General features: G+C 50.2%; 16 protein-coding genes. 5 read left to right on the top strand and 11 right to left on the bottom strand.

Annotated features, from left to right (window positions below):
• Positions 1-11 precede the first annotated feature (11 nt).
• On the top strand, positions 12-368 hold the full coding sequence (locus BN3279_RS23055; protein WP_059054333.1) for a helix-turn-helix domain-containing protein: 357 nt from the start codon (positions 12-14) through the stop codon (positions 366-368).
• 90 nt (positions 369-458) lie between these two features.
• Here BN3279_RS23055 and BN3279_RS23060 read toward each other — a convergent pair whose 3' ends face one another.
• The 3 genes from BN3279_RS23060 to BN3279_RS23070 form a co-directional block, all read right to left on the bottom strand.
• Positions 459-884, bottom strand: coding sequence for a hypothetical protein (locus BN3279_RS23060; protein ID WP_059054335.1), 426 nt, complete (start codon positions 882-884; stop codon positions 459-461).
• 143 nt (positions 885-1,027) lie between these two features.
• Positions 1,028-2,323 carry an NADP-dependent isocitrate dehydrogenase gene (icd, locus tag BN3279_RS23065; RefSeq protein WP_059054337.1) on the bottom strand — a complete coding sequence of 432 codons (1,296 nt, stop codon included), beginning with the start codon at positions 2,321-2,323 and terminating at the stop codon, positions 1,028-1,030.
• A gap of 91 nt (positions 2,324-2,414) precedes the next feature.
• Positions 2,415-3,527 carry a citrate/2-methylcitrate synthase gene (locus BN3279_RS23070; protein WP_059054339.1) on the bottom strand — a complete coding sequence of 371 codons (1,113 nt, stop codon included), beginning with the start codon at positions 3,525-3,527 and terminating at the stop codon, positions 2,415-2,417.
• A gap of 411 nt (positions 3,528-3,938) precedes the next feature.
• Here BN3279_RS23070 and ytvI point away from each other — a divergent pair, with 411 nt between their 5' ends.
• On the top strand, positions 3,939-5,057 hold the full coding sequence (ytvI, locus tag BN3279_RS23075; protein ID WP_059054341.1) for a sporulation integral membrane protein YtvI: 1,119 nt from the start codon (positions 3,939-3,941) through the stop codon (positions 5,055-5,057).
• Between the two features lie 365 nt (positions 5,058-5,422).
• Here ytvI and BN3279_RS23080 read toward each other — a convergent pair whose 3' ends face one another.
• From BN3279_RS23080 to BN3279_RS23115, 8 genes are all read right to left on the bottom strand, one after another.
• Complete coding sequence (locus BN3279_RS23080) at positions 5,423-5,815, bottom strand: FxsA family protein (RefSeq protein WP_059054343.1); 393 nt, start codon at positions 5,813-5,815, stop codon at positions 5,423-5,425.
• A gap of 85 nt (positions 5,816-5,900) precedes the next feature.
• Positions 5,901-6,320 carry an acyl-CoA thioesterase gene (locus tag BN3279_RS23085; RefSeq protein ID WP_059054345.1) on the bottom strand — a complete coding sequence of 140 codons (420 nt, stop codon included), beginning with the start codon at positions 6,318-6,320 and terminating at the stop codon, positions 5,901-5,903.
• A 139-nt stretch (positions 6,321-6,459) separates the two neighbouring features.
• Complete coding sequence (pyk, locus tag BN3279_RS23090) at positions 6,460-7,881, bottom strand: pyruvate kinase (protein WP_059054347.1); 1,422 nt, start codon at positions 7,879-7,881, stop codon at positions 6,460-6,462.
• A 188-nt stretch (positions 7,882-8,069) separates the two neighbouring features.
• Positions 8,070-9,179 carry an acetyl-CoA carboxylase carboxyltransferase subunit alpha gene (locus tag BN3279_RS23095; protein WP_059054349.1) on the bottom strand — a complete coding sequence of 370 codons (1,110 nt, stop codon included), beginning with the start codon at positions 9,177-9,179 and terminating at the stop codon, positions 8,070-8,072.
• Positions 9,180-10,073 carry an acetyl-CoA carboxylase, carboxyltransferase subunit beta gene (gene accD / locus BN3279_RS23100; protein ID WP_059054352.1) on the bottom strand — a complete coding sequence of 298 codons (894 nt, stop codon included), beginning with the start codon at positions 10,071-10,073 and terminating at the stop codon, positions 9,180-9,182.
• A 342-nt stretch (positions 10,074-10,415) separates the two neighbouring features.
• On the bottom strand, positions 10,416-10,604 hold the full coding sequence (locus BN3279_RS23105; RefSeq protein WP_059054354.1) for a hypothetical protein: 189 nt from the start codon (positions 10,602-10,604) through the stop codon (positions 10,416-10,418).
• Positions 10,605-10,736: 132 nt separating this feature from the next.
• Positions 10,737-11,246, bottom strand: a complete 510-nt coding sequence (locus BN3279_RS23110; protein WP_059054356.1) for a phosphatidylglycerophosphatase A family protein — start codon at positions 11,244-11,246, stop codon at positions 10,737-10,739.
• 149 nt (positions 11,247-11,395) lie between these two features.
• Complete coding sequence (locus tag BN3279_RS23115; protein ID WP_059054358.1) at positions 11,396-14,923, bottom strand: DNA polymerase III subunit alpha; 3,528 nt, start codon at positions 14,921-14,923, stop codon at positions 11,396-11,398.
• Between the two features lie 164 nt (positions 14,924-15,087).
• On the opposite strand from BN3279_RS23115, the gene BN3279_RS23120 reads away from it, so the two are divergent.
• The 3 genes from BN3279_RS23120 (at position 15,088) to BN3279_RS23130 (ending at position 16,302) form a co-directional block, all read left to right on the top strand.
• Positions 15,088-15,417 carry a YtrH family sporulation protein gene (locus tag BN3279_RS23120; protein ID WP_059054360.1) on the top strand — a complete coding sequence of 110 codons (330 nt, stop codon included), beginning with the start codon at positions 15,088-15,090 and terminating at the stop codon, positions 15,415-15,417.
• The gene (locus BN3279_RS23125; RefSeq protein WP_059054362.1) at positions 15,414-15,911 is read left to right on the top strand and encodes a sporulation membrane protein YtrI; all 498 of its coding nucleotides are present in this window, start codon (positions 15,414-15,416) and stop codon (positions 15,909-15,911) included. Before BN3279_RS23120 ends, BN3279_RS23125 begins: the two co-directional genes overlap by 4 nt.
• Positions 15,912-16,002: 91 nt before the next feature.
• A complete protein-coding gene (locus tag BN3279_RS23130; protein WP_059054363.1) occupies positions 16,003-16,302 on the top strand; it encodes a YtpI family protein in 300 nt (99 codons plus the stop codon).
• The last annotated feature ends 65 nt before the right edge of the window (positions 16,303-16,367 follow it).

Raw genomic sequence — 16,367 nt, forward strand, 5'->3', positions numbered from 1 at the left:
GGAGGGGTGTTATGGACTACGAGGCATTAGGAAAAAGACTGCGTCAAGAACGACATAAAATGCACTTGACCCAGGAAAAACTGGCCGAACGAATCGAGGTTTCGGACGCCTATATTGGACAAATTGAGCGTGGCGAACGCAGCTTGTCGCTAGAAACGCTGATCAAGTTGGCCAATCAGTTAGGGGTTACCGTTGATTACTTGCTTCATGATTCTATTGAAATCAGTGATGACCATTTCTTAAACCAGGTTCAGCAAATTATGATAAACCGTTCGCCAAAAGAGAAACAGTTGGCGCTGGACATCATGAAGCTCATGTTCACCCACCTGGATGAATTGCAAAATGTGGAACAAGACCCTGCTACATAGGGCTTTGCTTGCTTGATAGCATGGCAAAAAACACGACCTGCAAGGCTTATAGCCCTGCAGGTCGTGTTCATTTATCAGCTTGTTCTAAGTTTAGATAATGGTGCTAAACACCATAAAGAATGAAATCAACAGGACGGTTACAGACAACAACGCGCTCAGCGTACGAAGCTTACCTTCCTCTACAGTCACCGACTTATTCTGGCGAATACCTTCCAGTATTAAGCGCAGCGGCTTTCCCATGATTCCGCTAAAAGCTCCGATGGCCAGAAACAACACCACGATGACAATCATCCACGGTACCGAATATTCCCCTTTGCCAATCAGATATCCCCCGGTCAGCAGTTGAACCACCAGACCGATTTGCGCGTATCTGTTCAAAGAACTGACAGCCGATACGGTTCCTTCCCGAGCAGCCAATGACAATTTGCCAATACGTCCAAATACGAACGGGAGGAACAAATAAAATCCTAATGCCAAAGCTCCGATGATGTGCAAGAAAATCATGACCTGGTACATTAACATAGCCACCCTTTCAACGTCAATTAGATTTATTATAATCTATTATAGCTTTAGAGGGAAATAAAAGAAATTCAAATGAAAAAATCCTCCCCGACAAGTCAGGGAGGAACGATATAAACGGAGTTTAACCCTTAAGGCACTTACATATTCTTAATGACTTGATCGGCAAATTCCGAACATTTCACTTCGGTCGCACCTTCCATTAAGCGCGCAAAATCGTAAGTTACCGTTTTGTTGTTGATCGAAGCCTCCAACCCTTTGTAAATCAATTGGGCTGCTTCATGCCATCCCAAATGCTCAAGCAACATAACGCCAGACAGGATGACAGATCCCGGATTTACCACATCCAGGTCGGCATATTTAGGTGCTGTGCCATGAGTAGCCTCGAAGATCGCATGACCGGTGACATAGTTAATGTTGGCTCCCGGTGCAATTCCGATGCCCCCAACTTGCGCAGCCAGTGCGTCAGACAGGTAGTCCCCGTTCAGATTCAGGGTGGCGATGACTTCAAAATCGGTAGGACGCGTCAATACTTGCTGCAAAGCAATATCCGCAATGGCATCCTTCACGATAATTCTCCCGGCTGCTTCCGCCGCTTTCTGTGCTTCATTAGCTGCATCGGCTCCGGATTGCTCCTTGATTCGATCATACTCAGCCCAAGTAAATACCTTGTCGCCGAATTCCGCTTCTGCAACCTCGTAACCCCAGTTCTTGAAGGCACCTTCGGTGAATTTCATGATATTTCCCTTGTGTACGAGTGTGACGCTCTTGCGACCATGCTCAATAGCATACTCCACCGCTGCGCGAACCAAACGCTTGGAGCCTTCCTCCGATACCGGTTTAATGCCCAAACCGGATGTCTCAGGGAAGCGAATCTTCGTAACGCCCAGCTCATTTTGCAAGAAGGCCAGCAATTTCTTCACTTCATCGGAGCCTTCCTTATATTCGATACCAGCGTAAATGTCTTCTGTATTCTCGCGGAAAATAACCATATCCACGAGTTCAGGACGTTTCACCGGTGAAGGTACACCATCAAAATAGCGGACCGGACGCAAGCATACATACAGATCCAACTCCTGACGAAGCGCCACGTTCAACGAGCGAATACCGCCGCCAATCGGCGTAGTGAGGGGGCCCTTAATGGCCACAATATATTCGCGAATTGCCGTCAGTGTATCTGCCGGCAGCCATTCCCCGTATGTATTGAAGGCCTTCTCACCAGCAAACACTTCATACCAGGCAATTTTCTTCTCACCGCCGTAGGCTTTCTCCACGGCGGCGTCCAATACACGCTTCGATGCTCTCCAAATATCACGGCCGGTACCGTCACCCTCGATGAAAGGAATCACCGGATGGTTAGGCACTTGCAATTTTCCGTCCTGAATCTCAATCTTTTCGCCTTCCGTAGGAAGGGAGAATTTTTCCAATTTCAACATATTAGCGGTTTCCTCCTCATTCACACAATTTACTACGTCTCACGGTCTCCATTTTAACACAATGTTCCTAGGAGATGCCGCAAATAGCTGCTTATCTAAGTTCGATAGGAATAAATCGCTGATTGGTAACCCCGGTGTACTCTGCACGAGGACGAATGAGACGGTTATCCTCCAATTGCTCCAGGATATGTGCCGTCCATCCCGACAAGCGACTGATGGCAAAGATAGGGGTGAACAGATCGCGTGGAATACCCAGCAAAGTATACACTGATGCGGAATAGAAATCCACATTAGGCTTGAGGCCCTTTTGGCTCGTTACAAGTTGCTCCACCTTAACGGAAATATCATAAAGAGTGGTATCCCCCTTCAGCAAGCTCAACTGGCGGGACATCTTCTGCAAATGCTTCGCTCTTGGATCGCCCTGCTTATAAACCCGGTGACCAAAGCCCATGATCTTCTCCCGGTTAGCCAGCTTCTGCTTAATATAAGGCTCGGCTTGCTCCAGAGTACCAATTTCCGCGAGCATGTTCATGACCGCTTCGTTCGCTCCTCCGTGCAGTGGCCCCTTCAAGGTGCCAATCGCCGATGTGATTCCCGAATATATATCTGATAAGGTTGCAATCGTTACGCGGGCGGAGAAGGTAGAAGCGTTAAGCTCATGATCCGCATGAAGCACAAGCGCTTGGTCCAAACCACGGATAGCAATTTCGTCGGGCTCCTCCCCGGTTAACATGTACAGGAAATTATGAGCAAGGGACACCCCAGAGAGTGGGTGTACAGGTTCTTTCCCCTCACGGATGCGGGCAAACGCCGCAATCAGAGTAGGGATTTGAGTCTGAAGCTTAATGGCCTTCAGTTGATTGCTTGCGGGGGAGTTATCATTTGCGCTCTCATCGTACAACGCAAGCGCAGATACGGCCGTACGAAGCACTGCCATGGTGTTAGCATCTGCCGGATACAATTTCATTTGCTCAAGTACCGCCTCGGGAACTGCAGCATAATCGCTCAGTTGCTGACGAAGTTCCTCAAGCTCGGATACATTGGGCAATTTACCGTACCACAGCAAATAGGCCGTTTCTTCAAAGCTTGCACGTTCTGCCAAATCGTCAATATTGATGCCACGATAAGCGAGTACGCCATCATAAATGGAGCTGATCGAAGAGCTTGCCGCGACAATGCCTTCCAGGCCTTTCGTAGCTGTCATGATACACCTCTCCTTTGTTAACATTTTGTGAGCAAATACACCCTTGAAAACATTTTCAATTTAAAGGATTAGAAGGTTCAAAACCCACTTGCACGAGGCTCCTGAAAACGGAAGCAAGGCTATCACTGCTTACTTACCCATCATACTGGATTTGAAGAAGCATGGGAACCGCTAGAGCGGTGACGGCTACATCAAAATGTTTTATCACGATCATAAAGAATTTTTTTAAAAGAAATAGGATATGCAATGAAATATGTCACATTATTTAAAAAATGTAAGGAATGGAATACCCCCAGCGGACAAGTAATATCGTAGAAACAGGACATGTATCGCTAGAAGTGCGAGTTCAAAAAGTCGGGTTTATAGGACCGAAGCTTTTTGAACAACCTCTAAAAAAAGGAGAAATGCTCTGTGGATCACGTCATTGTCAAGCGCGTCCTGCGCAGCAGTTGGATATGCGTCGTCCTAGCCGGAGCTTTCGCCGCCGTCTACTGGCTCCTCCCATTGACTTATCCTTTTCTAATCGCCTGGCTTATAGCCTACGCCATGAACCCCTTTGTTCTTTGGCTCCAGCAACACGCCAGATTGCCTAAATGGCTGGCTGTGACGGTATCTCTGTGCGTCTGCTTTGGAAGTGCCGTCATCGTGCTCTCCGCCGCCCTAACCCGTCTGGTGAAGGAACTTATCCACCTCACCGAATCCTTCGACCTTCGAATTGCCGAATGGAGGGCCCTGTTCATCTCCTGGACCCAAAGCGAAAGCATTCAATCCATCATGGCCGAGATCAACCGATTCATTGCGAACAATCCGGGGTATGAGAATACCATTCACAAAAATATTGATAATACCGCCGAGAAAGTAGGAGTCTTCGTCTCTCGTCTGGTGAATCAGATTCTTGAATTTGTAGTAAATTTGATCTCTTCCCTCCCCCATCTAGGTATGATCGTCGGGGTCGTCTTGCTCGCGACCTTCTTCATCAGCAATCATTGGGAGCGGAATATGCGCTTACTGGCCGGGGCTGTTCCAGCCCCCTTTCGCAGAACTGCAGGCGAAATCTGGCGAGATTTACAGCGAGCTTTGTCCGGTTATTTGCACGCTCAATTCATCATGCTCTCTATCACGACCTTTATCGTGCTGATCGGACTGATCATTCTGGGCGTGGACTCGGCCTTTACCTATGCCCTAATCATCGGGCTGGTCGATTTGCTACCTTACCTGGGACTGGGTACCATCATGATTCCCTGGCTCATTTATGCCTTCGCATCGGGGGATATCACGCTTGGCATCGGACTTGCCATCTTGTACGGCGTAGTTCTAATTGCCCGGCAAATCATCGAACCCAAGGTACTCGCCAGCAATGTAGGCCTGGAGCCTCTCCCTACCCTGATTGCCATGTTCGTTGGTCTAAAGCTCCTTGGAGTTCTTGGATTTATCGTTGGCCCTGTAACACTGGTGCTGGTGAGTGCAGCCGTGCGAGCCGGGGTGGTCAGAGATTTAAAGAACTATATTACTCATGGACGCTTACGATGAGTTCAACAAATTCTATATAAAAAAGAAGCAGGAGCATAAACGTACCCTTTCTGCTCTTGCTTCTTCTTGTTTTTATACGGAATGGACGCGTACCCCATGTGGGGCAAAGCACTCTCTATACACCCTTTTCACATCAACAGGAAATTCTCCCTATATTCGGGCTGTTCCCCATCAAATTGACCACTTAGCTGGAAATCCTCCCGCTAATCTGACTGAATTCACGGATAACTGCCGATTTCAAGCATTTTATAGGGAGTATTTCCCGCTATATCTGTGATATCCTACGATTATCTATAAATAACAGGACTTTTCCCCGCTAAGTTAATCGCACCCCAAGGATGAATGTTCCACACTAGTAGAGAGACTTACCTGCGAAAATAAGTGATGGTTCCGTCTTTCATTTTCTTGTTCACCCACTTCAAGAGTGGGAAACGATATAGCAAGCGAGTTAACGGGAACACCATGGTAAAACCGATAATATCGGTCACAAAACCGGGAATCAACAGCAACAGACCACCAGCAAATACACAAAGACCATCCAGCACCATACGTCCTGGAATTTGCCCACTGCTCATCTGAGCTTTCGCATCTGCCAGCACTTTACGGCCTTCGAATTGCATCATTAACCCGCCAATGACGGTGGTCGCTAACGTCAGAAAAATTGTTTTGCCAACTCCCAGCATTTCACCCACGAAGGTATATCCCCAAAATTCCACAATTGGAATGACGACGATGAGAACGGCTATCCATTTACGCATATAAGGACTCCTTTTGAAAGCAACAATAGAATGTGATTGTTCCTGATAATTGTATTTTACCGCTTCAACGCCGGATAATCAAAATTCATGGTGTAGCCGCCTCGGCAAATGCTGCATACCACTCCGGGAAGACCTTCTTGAATTGAACAGGCTTGAAGTCTTCACGCCGCACTACGTAATGGGATGAAGAACCCTCCACACATAACGTTCCTTCCCCATTGTATACCTCGTAGCCGTATACCGTCTTGACTCCACCGTTGTCTATGATTCGGGTCTTGAGCAAGACACTCTCCCCGTATCTTATACCACGCTTATATTCAACCTTCATTTCGTGTACAGGGGAGATGTAACCGGATTGCTCCATATCGAAATAGTCAAAACCTAGCTGGCGAATCAACGATAGCCTGCCAAGCTCAAACCACTCCAGATAATGGGAGTGATAAATGATTCCCATCATATCGTATTCAAAATATCTCGGCTCAATGGCCACTTCACAGACCTGCATTCATGTCGCTCCCTTCCCGGAATATACGCATTGCTCATATTCAGCCTTTAGGCAAAAAAAGCAATGGTTCCCGTCGCCGGGCATCCCATTGCCTTTTTATGATCGTCATAGACGATGGTCATATATGCTTAATGATCGACTACTTGCGGATTTGTCCGATTTTGATCAGGTTCGTCGAACCGGAACTTCCAAGCGGCACACCTGCGGACAGTACAACGAGGTCGCCTTCCTTAACCAGACCGGAGTCCAGGCCACCCTTCATTGCCTTGTCAAACATTTCATCGGTAGTAGCAGCTACTTCACCCTTGACTGGAGTTACTCCCCAGTTCAGAGCCAAGCGACGCAGTGTTTGATCTGCTGTTGTTACCGCGATGATTGGCGCTTTCGGACGGTATTTGGATACCATACGAGCAGTATAGCCGGTTTCAGTCGAAGTAATGATTGCCTTGGCGTTCAGTTCCAGTGCAGAGTTAGCTACAGCTTGGCTGATTGCTTCAGTAACCGTCGTTTGTTGAGCATTACTTTGCTTAATGAAGATTTCACGATATTCCAGTGCGGATTCCGCTTTTTCGGCGATGCGAGCCATCGTCAATACGGATTCTACCGGATATTTCCCGGCAGCCGTTTCACCAGACAACATGATAGCGTCTGTACCGTCAAAGATTGCGTTCGCTACGTCACTGGCTTCAGCGCGTGTAGGTCTAGGATTGCGTTGCATGGAATCCAGCATTTGTGTGGCCGTAATAACCGGTTTGCCCACACGATTACATTTCTCGATCATGCGTTTTTGAGCCAAAGGTACATCTTCAGCAGGAATTTCCACGCCAAGGTCACCACGGGCAACCATCAAACCGTCGGAAACTTCCAGGATTTCATCAAGGTTATCAACACCTTGTTGATTTTCGATCTTGGAGATAATTTGAATTTGTGTGGCGTTTTGCTTCTCAAGCAATTGACGAATTTCAAGCACATCAGCCGCTTTACGAACGAAGGATGCCGCAATAAAATCGATGCCTTGCTCGATACCAAACTGAATATCGTTAGCATCTTTCTCTGTGATGCCTGGCAGGGAAATATTCACGCCGGGTACGTTAACGCCTTTCTTGCTCTTGACAGTACCGCCGTTGACAATGCGGCATTTAATTTCAGTGCCTTGCACATCAACGACCGTCAGCCCAATCAATCCGTCATCGATCAAAATGGTCGAGCCCACTTCCACATCGTTAGGAAGCTCCTTGTACGTGATGGAAATGCGATCCTTGTCGCCAAGAATTTCTTCAGTGGTCAAGGTCAGGAATTCATCCTGCTCAAGCTCAATAGCTTCTTCCTTCAATTTGCCGGTACGGATTTCAGGACCTTTCGTGTCCAACAGTATGGCGATTGATTTCCCCAGCTCTGCACTCGCCTCGCGGATCGTCTTGATCCGGTTACCATGCTCCTCAAAATCACCATGGGAGAAGTTCAGGCGAGCGACGTTCATTCCAGCCATAATCAGCTTCTTGATGTTCTCTAACGATTCACTGGAAGGACCGATAGTACATACGATTTTTGTTTTGCGCATTTGGGTTTCCTCCGTTTTAAATAGTTCTCTCTGTATAGTCTTTTCCAACAACTAAATTTACTATAGTTTTGTCGATTTGTATAGGAAGTTTATCATAAATTAACGAACATTCTGTGGATTTTGCTTATCGAGGGTTATCCCAGAACTCCATTATATCCTAATAAGGGCAGAAATAAACCGGGAAGCCCTCAATGCTCCGTGCTAACCGGAGCCTGCGAACGAGGATCGGCAGCATTCGACACATCCGGTGCTTCAGACAATTCTCCCGCAGCTTCTTCCTCCGGCATGGCCGCCACTTCAGCGATCTCCTCGGATTGTCGTGCAACAGGGGGTTCAGCTTTGGGGGCTACCGTAAACTTACCGATTTTGCGGAATTTAAGATAACGGTCCTCTACCAGCTCGTCCGGGTTCATCACAGACAATTCCTCAAGATGCCGCAGCAGTCCACTCTTGATAGCCTCGGCCGTAGCCTCGTAATCCCGGCCTGCACCACCGCGAGGTTCAGGAACGATCTCCTCGATCACTTCCATTTCGAGCAGGTCCTGAGCCGTAATCTTCATCGCTTCCGCAGCTTGATCAGCCTTGGAGGCATCCTTCCACAAAATTGAAGCGGCTCCGTTCGGCGAAATCACGGAATAGATCGCATTCTCCATCATCAGGACACGGTTGCCAACGCCTAGAGCTAACGCTCCACCGCTGCCCCCTTCACCAAGAACAACACAAATGACGGGCACTCGAAGCATCGCCATATCTCGCAAATTGCGAGCGATCGCTTCCGACTGCCCTCTCTCCTCGGCCGTGATACCCGGGTATGCCCCCTTGGTATCGATAAATGTAATAATTGGACGGCGGAACTTCTCCGCCTGCTGCATCAGACGCAGCGCCTTGCGGAAGCCCTCCGGATGGGCGCTTCCAAAGAAGCGGGCAATGTTCTCCTTCGTATCCTTCCCCCGCTGTTGCCCAATCACCGTTACTGGCATTCCCTCAAGCTTGGCCAATCCTCCAACAACAGCAAGATCATCGCCAAATACCCGGTCTCCATGAAGCTCAATGAAGCCTTCAAAGATCAGGCTAATCATATCCAGCGATGTCGGGCGTTGATGGTCGCGGGCCAGATGCATCTTTTGGGAAGGCGTTATATTGCTATAAATCTCTTCCTCCAACTGCCGGTAGCGCTCTTCCAAACGCGCGATTTCATCCGTGAAGTCAATTCCCTTCTCAGTGCCAAATTGCTCCAGTTCCTGAATCTTCTCGCGCAGTTTCACAAGAGGTGTTTCAAAAGGCAATTCGCCCGCCATTTATTCCCCTCCCTTCACGCCGTGCAAATCTAGTAATTTAGCCAGCGTAGCTTTCATTTCCTTGCGATGAACAACAAGGTCCAACTGCCCATGCTCCAGATTAAATTCTGCCGTCTGGAAATTGTCCGGAAGCTTCTGACGGATGGTTTGCTCGATAACGATTCTTCCGGCAAACCCGAAGACAGCCCCAGGCTCGGCCACAATAATATCACCAAGCATGGCAAAGCTGGCCGATACGCCACCCGTGGTAGGGTCCGTAATGACCGAGATATACAGCCCTCCCTGCTCACTCAGACGGGCCAAGGCAGCGCTTGTCTTGGCCATCTGCATCAAGCTGAGAATGCTCTCCTGCATCCGTGCTCCGCCTGAGGTTGAGAAGATGATCATCGGCAGGCGCTTCTCCGTAGCCGCTTCCACCGCACGGGTAATCTTCTCTCCCACCACGGAGCCCATGCTGCCGGAGAAGAAGTCGAAGCTCATGACGGCCACAACGGCCGGGAAGCCTCCGATGGTCCCCTCTCCGGTCACTACAGCCTCCCGCAAGCCGGATTTCAGCGTCTGCTGCTCCAGCTTACTGGCATAGCCCGGGAATTCCAGGGGATCGATGGAGATCAGGTCGGCATCATATTCCTGAAAGCTACCCTCGTCCAGCGTAAATCGTATCCGCTCCAGTGCGTTCAGGCGCATATGGTGTCCGCAAGCCGGGCACACCTTATAATTCTTCTCTAACTCTTTGCTGTATTGAATGGAGCCGCAATGGCTGCATTTATTCATCAGACCTTCCGGAACCTCGCGTTTGGGACGGTCAGAAGGCGCCGTATTGTCTTCGCTGCCGGTGCGCCCTGAAGGAATGGTCGCGTATTTTCTTTTTTTCTGGAACAAATCTTTGAACACAACTACACCTCTTCAGCCGTTTATTTATAGGCCTCATCTGTTGCAGCAGGATGCATTTGGCCTCCTGAAATCTGCCGTTCACGTATCTTGCCTAACTACATCCTTAAAGTTGTTGAAAAAGTCGGATTTTCAGCGTCAAAGCTTATGCATCTGCCTCTTTAAGTGCGTGTTCAAAAAGTCGGGTTAGCAGGACCGAGAAGGTTGGATGAAGTCAGGGACTGAGTAGCGGAGCGTAGACAGATCTACGTGAGCAACGGAAGGCCCGGCTGAATTCAAGATTCGATGTCGAATCTACTTCTTGATTAACTCCGTCCTGGGAAGACGACTTTTTGAACAACCTCTTTAAGGATGTAATATCGAATTTAATACTTCTTGTACTTCCTCCAGTTCCCCGGAAGGAACCAGAATCTCAAACTGCTGTTTGGATAAATTGACAGGACGTGTTTGGACAAGAAATCCTTCTTCCGTCAGTTTCGTTTTAATCATATCGGCAACCTTAGCGGTCGGCGCAATATATATGACAGTCCACATGCCCTTTTCAAAGCCCCCTAACCTCATCTTCGAGCCCGTATAATAGAGTAATGATAACATAATTTTCAAATTTCCCGCAACAAAGGAACCTCTTCCTGATGGGTTTAGAATGCACATCATTGCCCCGTCAGGTTAATCCGCCGCCTTCGGTGGATCAACCGGAGTGTAAGCCGTCGCATTCTCATTCTTATGGGCAATGCGGGCAGAAGCCGCCGCAGCAAGCCCTGCGACCAGATCGTCGAGGAAGACGTGAATCCGCTCCCCTTTATTATTTAGCCTGCCAATGATTCCCGGCTTGACCTTGTCCAAGTAACCAAAGCTCGTCAGTCCAATCATCCCAAACACATTCGTAATACCCAGAGCCAGCGTCTCGTCAACGCCATAAAGCGGCTCATCGGCATCCATGATAGCCTGAAGCGGCTCAGGAAGCAACCTCTGCTCCGCCAGTTCATCCAGAGCGATACCCGTAAACAATGTATATTGAACTTCTCTTTTTTGCAATATGGCCTTTACGCTTTCCCGGCATTGCTCGATGGTTAGACCTTGATGATACGGGATTTGCAGCGAATACACAATCCGGGCAATTTCCTCCAGTTCTACGCCCCGACGAAGCAACCAGCTTTCGGCTAATTGATATGACATACGCATCTTCCTCCCTTGGCGGAGCCACATTTTCCCACGATAATCAGCTTCTGTTCTATCGTGTTCCTAAGTGTATGCGCATGTCTGGTAAAATGTTCGTGAAAAAGCCCGTCCTTGCCGATGAAGAAGGAAGGACAGGCGAATGCTCTTTATTTGAGCTTGACCGTTTCCGGGCCAAGCATCTGCTCCATCTCGCGGAACAACGCCGGTGAAGGCTTGATGCTGTAGCGCTCGGTTAAGGCTAGCAGCTTGCCGGTGCTCTCGTAGAAGAGCACCGTCCCGACCGGCCCGTGATGCTGCTCCAGCAGCGTCTTGAGCCGGTCGAGCAGGCCCGCATTCTCCGCCGCGGCCGTGATTTTGATGAAGACGCGCTGCTGCGTCTTCTGCGCACTGCCCGCGCCGGATGCTGTCGCTGCGGCGCGTACAGCCCGCGCCAGGCTTTGCTCGCTAAGCGGGGCCACTTCGTCGGCCAGCAGCTTGAAGCCCTCGTCCTGCAACTGGACGGTGGCGCGCAGCGCGAGCAAAGCCCCCTTGCGGACCTGAGCGGCTGAGCGCCGCCACACCTCAGGGAACAACACCACCTCGCAGCGCTCGATCTGGTCCTCCAGTTCCACGAAGGCCATCGCCTTGCCCTGCTTGGTCGTAATTGCCTTGACGGAGACGACCATCCCCGCTACCACCGTGCGGCTCTCGTCTGCCGCCTCGGCCAGATCCATCAGCCGTTCTACGCCTTCTCCCTCCAGGAGTTCGCTGAAATCGTCCAATGGGTGCCCGGACAAATACAGACCAAGTAGCTCCCGCTCCAAATCAAGCTGCTCTCCGGCGGTAAACTTCGGGATATCAGGATATTCGATCTCCCAATTGGGGGACTCCACAATATCAAAGAGATGAATTTGCAAATCATCCCGCTCCTTGCGCCATTTCAGAGCCGCATCCACCGTTTCATCCAGCATCGCCAGCAATTGGGCCCGGTGCCCAGGAAGCGAGTCGAAGGCCCCGCCCTGAATCAGCGATTCAATGACCCGCTTGTTGCAGGTTCTTAAGTCAACCCGCCGGCAGAAGTCGAGCAGGCTGTCAAACGGACGCTCCTGCTGTTCACGGAGGATACTCTCAATGGCTTGAGTACCCACGTTCTTGATCGCTGCCAGCCCAAAGCGAATGACCCCTAGACGGCTCACGCCATCTGCTTCCCCCTCTGGCATAGAGCCTTCTCCCGCCTGCATTTGCGGCGTGAACAACACCTTGCTTTCATTAACGTCCGGCGGTAGCACGACAATGCCCATTCTTCGGCACTCTACAATATATTCCGCCACCTTCCGGTGGCTGCCCATTACGGCTGTCAGCATGGAGGCCATGAAGTGCACGGGATAATGTGCCTTGAGATAGGCGGTCTGGAACGCCAGCACGCCATAAGCGGCAGCATGGGCCCGTGGGAAGCCATAATCGGCAAAGCGTACAATCATATCGTATACTACATCGGCCTCCGCCTCTGTATATCCTTGTTGCTTGCTGCCGCTAACGAAGTGTCCGCGCTGTTCATCAAGCACTTCCCGTTTCTTCTTGGAAACGGCTCGCCGAAGCAGATCCGCTTCCCCCAGCGAGAAGCCCGCCATCCCGGAGGCAATCTGCATAATTTGCTCCTGATAGACGATGATGCCGTAGGTATCCTTAAGAATTGGTTCCAGATCGGGATGTGGATACTCCACGCTGATCTGCCCATGCTTACCTGCGATATATTTAGGTATGAACTCCATTGGCCCCGGACGATACAAGGCCAGCAGAGAGATCAGATCCTCAAACACCGACATTTTCATTTCCTTCAATACCCGGCGCATTCCTGCGGACTCAAGTTGGAATACTCCTGTCGTCTCCCCGCGCCCCAGCATGTCATAGGTCAGCGGATCATTGTCGGGAATATCCCGAAAGTCCAGCTTTCCCCCCGTCTGCTCCTGAATCCAGTGCATGGACCGCTCGATAATCGACAAGGTGCGCAAACCGAGAAAATCCATTTTGAGCAAGCCGATCGCTTCCAGATGCTCCATTGAATATTGCGTCAGTGCGATCTGCTCACCACCGGCCTGAAGCGGAACGGCATCCGTGAGCGGGTCACGCGAGATTACAACGCCGGCGGCATGGGTCGAGGCGTGACGCGGCATGCCCTCCACCTTCTTCGCCATGTCCAGCAGTCCCTTTACCCGTTCAGAAGACTCATACATTGCTTTCAGGTCAGGGCTTTCTTTCAAGGCACGCTCGATGGTCATCCCCAGATTTCCCGGTATCAGCTTCGCGGTCTTGTCCACTTCACCAAACGGTACATTTAGCGCACGGCCTACATCGCGAACCGCCGCGCGCGCCGCCATCGTCCCGAAGGTAATGATCTGCGCCACATGCTCAGTCCCGTATTTCTGAACCACATAAGCAATAACCTCGTCGCGCCGTTCATCACTGAAGTCGATATCGATATCCGGCATCGTAATCCGCTCGGGATTCAGGAAGCGTTCGAACAAGAGATTATACTTCATTGGATCAACATCGGTAATTCGCAGCACGTAAGCCACCAAGCTGCCTGCGGACGAACCCCGGCCCGGCCCGGTGACAATACCGCTGCGGTGGGCAAAGGCAATGAAATCCCAAACGATCAGGAAATAATCGGAAAAGCCCATCCCCGCAATGACGCCAAGCTCATAATTTAGCCGCTGCTCCAGACGTTCCCGCTCGGACGGGTCCTGCCAGGTGCTCAGATGGCTGTAACGGTCAGCCAATCCCTTCCGGCACAGCTCCAGCAAATAGCTCTCGGCATTCAGGCCTTCGGGAATTGGACGGTACGCCGGCAAGATATGGTGGTCAAACGCAAGCTCCAGATTGCAATCTTCCGCAATAGCTTCCGTATTGGCATAGGCACTCGGCCAATGGGGAAATAACGCCGCCATTTCCTCAGCGCTCTTGAGATAAAGCTGGTTGGTGTTCATCTTGAGCCGCTGCTCATCATCCACGGTCTTGCCCGTCCCGATACAGATGAGTACGTCTTGAACCTCGGCATCGGCAGCGCCCAGATAATGCACGTCATTTGTCACGACCAGCGGAATTCCTGTCTCCTCGGCCAGCCGGGCAAGCATGGGATTAACCTTCTTCTGCTCCGGCAGACCGTGGTCCTGCAATTCAAGGTAGAAATCATCCCCGAAGGCCTCACGGTAACGCAAAGCCGCACGCTTTGCTTCCTCTTTGTGACCACGCAGCAGATGGTATGGCACCTCGCCGCCGAGACAGGCACTCAAACAGATCAAACCCTCGCTATGCTGGCTCAGCACCTCCCAGTCAATGCGTGGCTTGTAGTGAAATCCTTCCAGATGACCGATGGAACACAGCTTCATCAGATTACGATAACCCACTTCGTTCTTGGCGAGCAGAATCAAGTGATGAATCGGCTGGTCCTGACGGCTGCCCCGCTCCTTGCGCGAACCCGAGGTAAAGTAAGCCTCACAGCCAATAATGGGCTTGATGCCGTACTTCTTGCACAATTTATAAAAAGGAACCGCGCCGTACATTACCCCGTGATCCGTGAGCGCCAGTGCCTTCATCCCGGACGCAGCCGCTTTGGCTACAAGCTCTTCAAGCCGTGCCGCACCATCCAGCAAGCTATATTCGCTGTGTACATGCAGATGAACAAAGCCGTTCATACGGACGATCCCTCCTCTCTTTAATCAATTCGTTTTCTGGTGCACTTCTATCTAAATATTTTATCATACATGTCCACTACGCGCCCATACAATGGTATAAGTGCGATCTCTATAAATGCGACCTTCAAGGAATCGGACAAACCGCTGGAAAGGGGAACTGACACATGAGCACCTTTTTGACCAAATCCGTGATGGATTTCTTCATCGCCTTCGGCATTGTCGTGGGAGGAGCTATGGTTGGCGGCATCGGGGCCGTCGTTTCACTGCAACCGCCGACGCATACCATGCTCGATATCGCTGACCGGATCAAAATATGGGCACTGGCCGCAGCCGTAGGCGGAACCATCGACCCGATGCGAGTCATTGAGAGCAACTTCTTCGACGGTAATTTATCTCCGGCTATCAAGCAAATATTGTATCTGCTCTTCGCCTTTCTGGGCGCTCATTCCGGATCAGAATTGGTCCGCTGGATGTGTGGAGGGGGCAAAGGATGAAGCCGCCCAAACAGCCGGGGGCTAACGGATTTCGCCGGTTCATGCAATTAGCCTCTGTGTTTATTCTGGGTATGGTGGCGGGCAGCGTTGCGTACAATGTCATCTACCAAACCAGCTACAATTTACTATGGATTCAAAATAAAGATCTGACGATCCAGTTGCACCAGGCGGAGGAAGACAATCGTACCTTGAAGAAATACAACAATCAATCCACCGTTATCAAAGAAATTAAGGTACGGGTGGAAGAACGTGATCCGCCGCTCGATTCCCTCGCGGTCAAGGAGGTTGCCAAGCAACTTCACGAGGAGCTTGAGGTCCTTCGCGGGCGCAATATGTTCGATATCGACTCCGATGCCAAGATGGCGAGAACCTTGCTTAATCGTAAAATCTATACCGTACGGGAAAAAGAATATAGCATCCAGATTAAAACAATGCTCGTTAGCGAGGGGGTATTGCAAGTTTGGGTGGATATGAGGCCATACATTCGACCCTAACCGCCCGCAGTTCTATCTGATGGATGTCCCTTCGTGGCATTTCATGCTAGAATAAGGGCAAATATGGATAGTCTGCAAGGAGGTCGTCAGAATGATAGATACAATTCAATACATATTGTACAGTCTCTTAATTGTCGCCTGCTTAAGTTCTCTATTCTTCAGCTTCAAATCTCGTCGATCTCTGGAACCCGTAACCAGGGCCCTGGCCGGAGCGAAAATGAACATCAGCATGGGTCTTATGCTCATTATTCTGGCATTGATTCAAATGTTTCTGTTCAGCGGCTCATCCCTTCGCGTGGTCATCGGCGCGCTATTTATGGTACTCGGAGCGTTTAATATCTTTGCCGGCATTCGCAATCATGGCGTATATTCTCGTCAGAAGCAGGGATAAGCCTGCTTATCCTCTCTGCTATCATACTTTAAAGCGCCCTGCCAGCAGGTCCTTCCGGGACCAAT

Origin of the sequence: Paenibacillus senegalimassiliensis, from assembly GCF_001486585.1 — a bacterium.
GTDB lineage: Bacteria > Bacillota > Bacilli > Paenibacillales > Paenibacillaceae > Fontibacillus > Fontibacillus senegalimassiliensis.

Coding starts and splice junctions, on each gene's coding strand:
- BN3279_RS23055 (WP_059054333.1), top strand. CDS start 12: ATGGACTACGAGGCATTAGGAAAAAGACTGCGTCAAGAACGACATAAA.
- BN3279_RS23060 (WP_059054335.1), bottom strand. CDS start 884: ATGTACCAGGTCATGATTTTCTTGCACATCATCGGAGCTTTGGCATTA.
- icd (WP_059054337.1), bottom strand. CDS start 2,323: ATGTTGAAATTGGAAAAATTCTCCCTTCCTACGGAAGGCGAAAAGATT.
- BN3279_RS23070 (WP_059054339.1), bottom strand. CDS start 3,527: ATGACAGCTACGAAAGGCCTGGAAGGCATTGTCGCGGCAAGCTCTTCG.
- BN3279_RS23080 (WP_059054343.1), bottom strand. CDS start 5,815: ATGCGTAAATGGATAGCCGTTCTCATCGTCGTCATTCCAATTGTGGAA.
- BN3279_RS23085 (WP_059054345.1), bottom strand. CDS start 6,320: ATGCAGGTCTGTGAAGTGGCCATTGAGCCGAGATATTTTGAATACGAT.
- pyk (WP_059054347.1), bottom strand. CDS start 7,881: ATGCGCAAAACAAAAATCGTATGTACTATCGGTCCTTCCAGTGAATCG.
- BN3279_RS23095 (WP_059054349.1), bottom strand. CDS start 9,179: ATGGCGGGCGAATTGCCTTTTGAAACACCTCTTGTGAAACTGCGCGAG.
- BN3279_RS23105 (WP_059054354.1), bottom strand. CDS start 10,604: ATGTGGACTGTCATATATATTGCGCCGACCGCTAAGGTTGCCGATATG.
- BN3279_RS23110 (WP_059054356.1), bottom strand. CDS start 11,246: ATGTCATATCAATTAGCCGAAAGCTGGTTGCTTCGTCGGGGCGTAGAA.
- BN3279_RS23115 (WP_059054358.1), bottom strand. CDS start 14,923: ATGAACGGCTTTGTTCATCTGCATGTACACAGCGAATATAGCTTGCTG.
- BN3279_RS23120 (WP_059054360.1), top strand. CDS start 15,088: ATGAGCACCTTTTTGACCAAATCCGTGATGGATTTCTTCATCGCCTTC.
- BN3279_RS23125 (WP_059054362.1), top strand. CDS start 15,414: ATGAAGCCGCCCAAACAGCCGGGGGCTAACGGATTTCGCCGGTTCATG.
- BN3279_RS23130 (WP_059054363.1), top strand. CDS start 16,003: ATGATAGATACAATTCAATACATATTGTACAGTCTCTTAATTGTCGCC.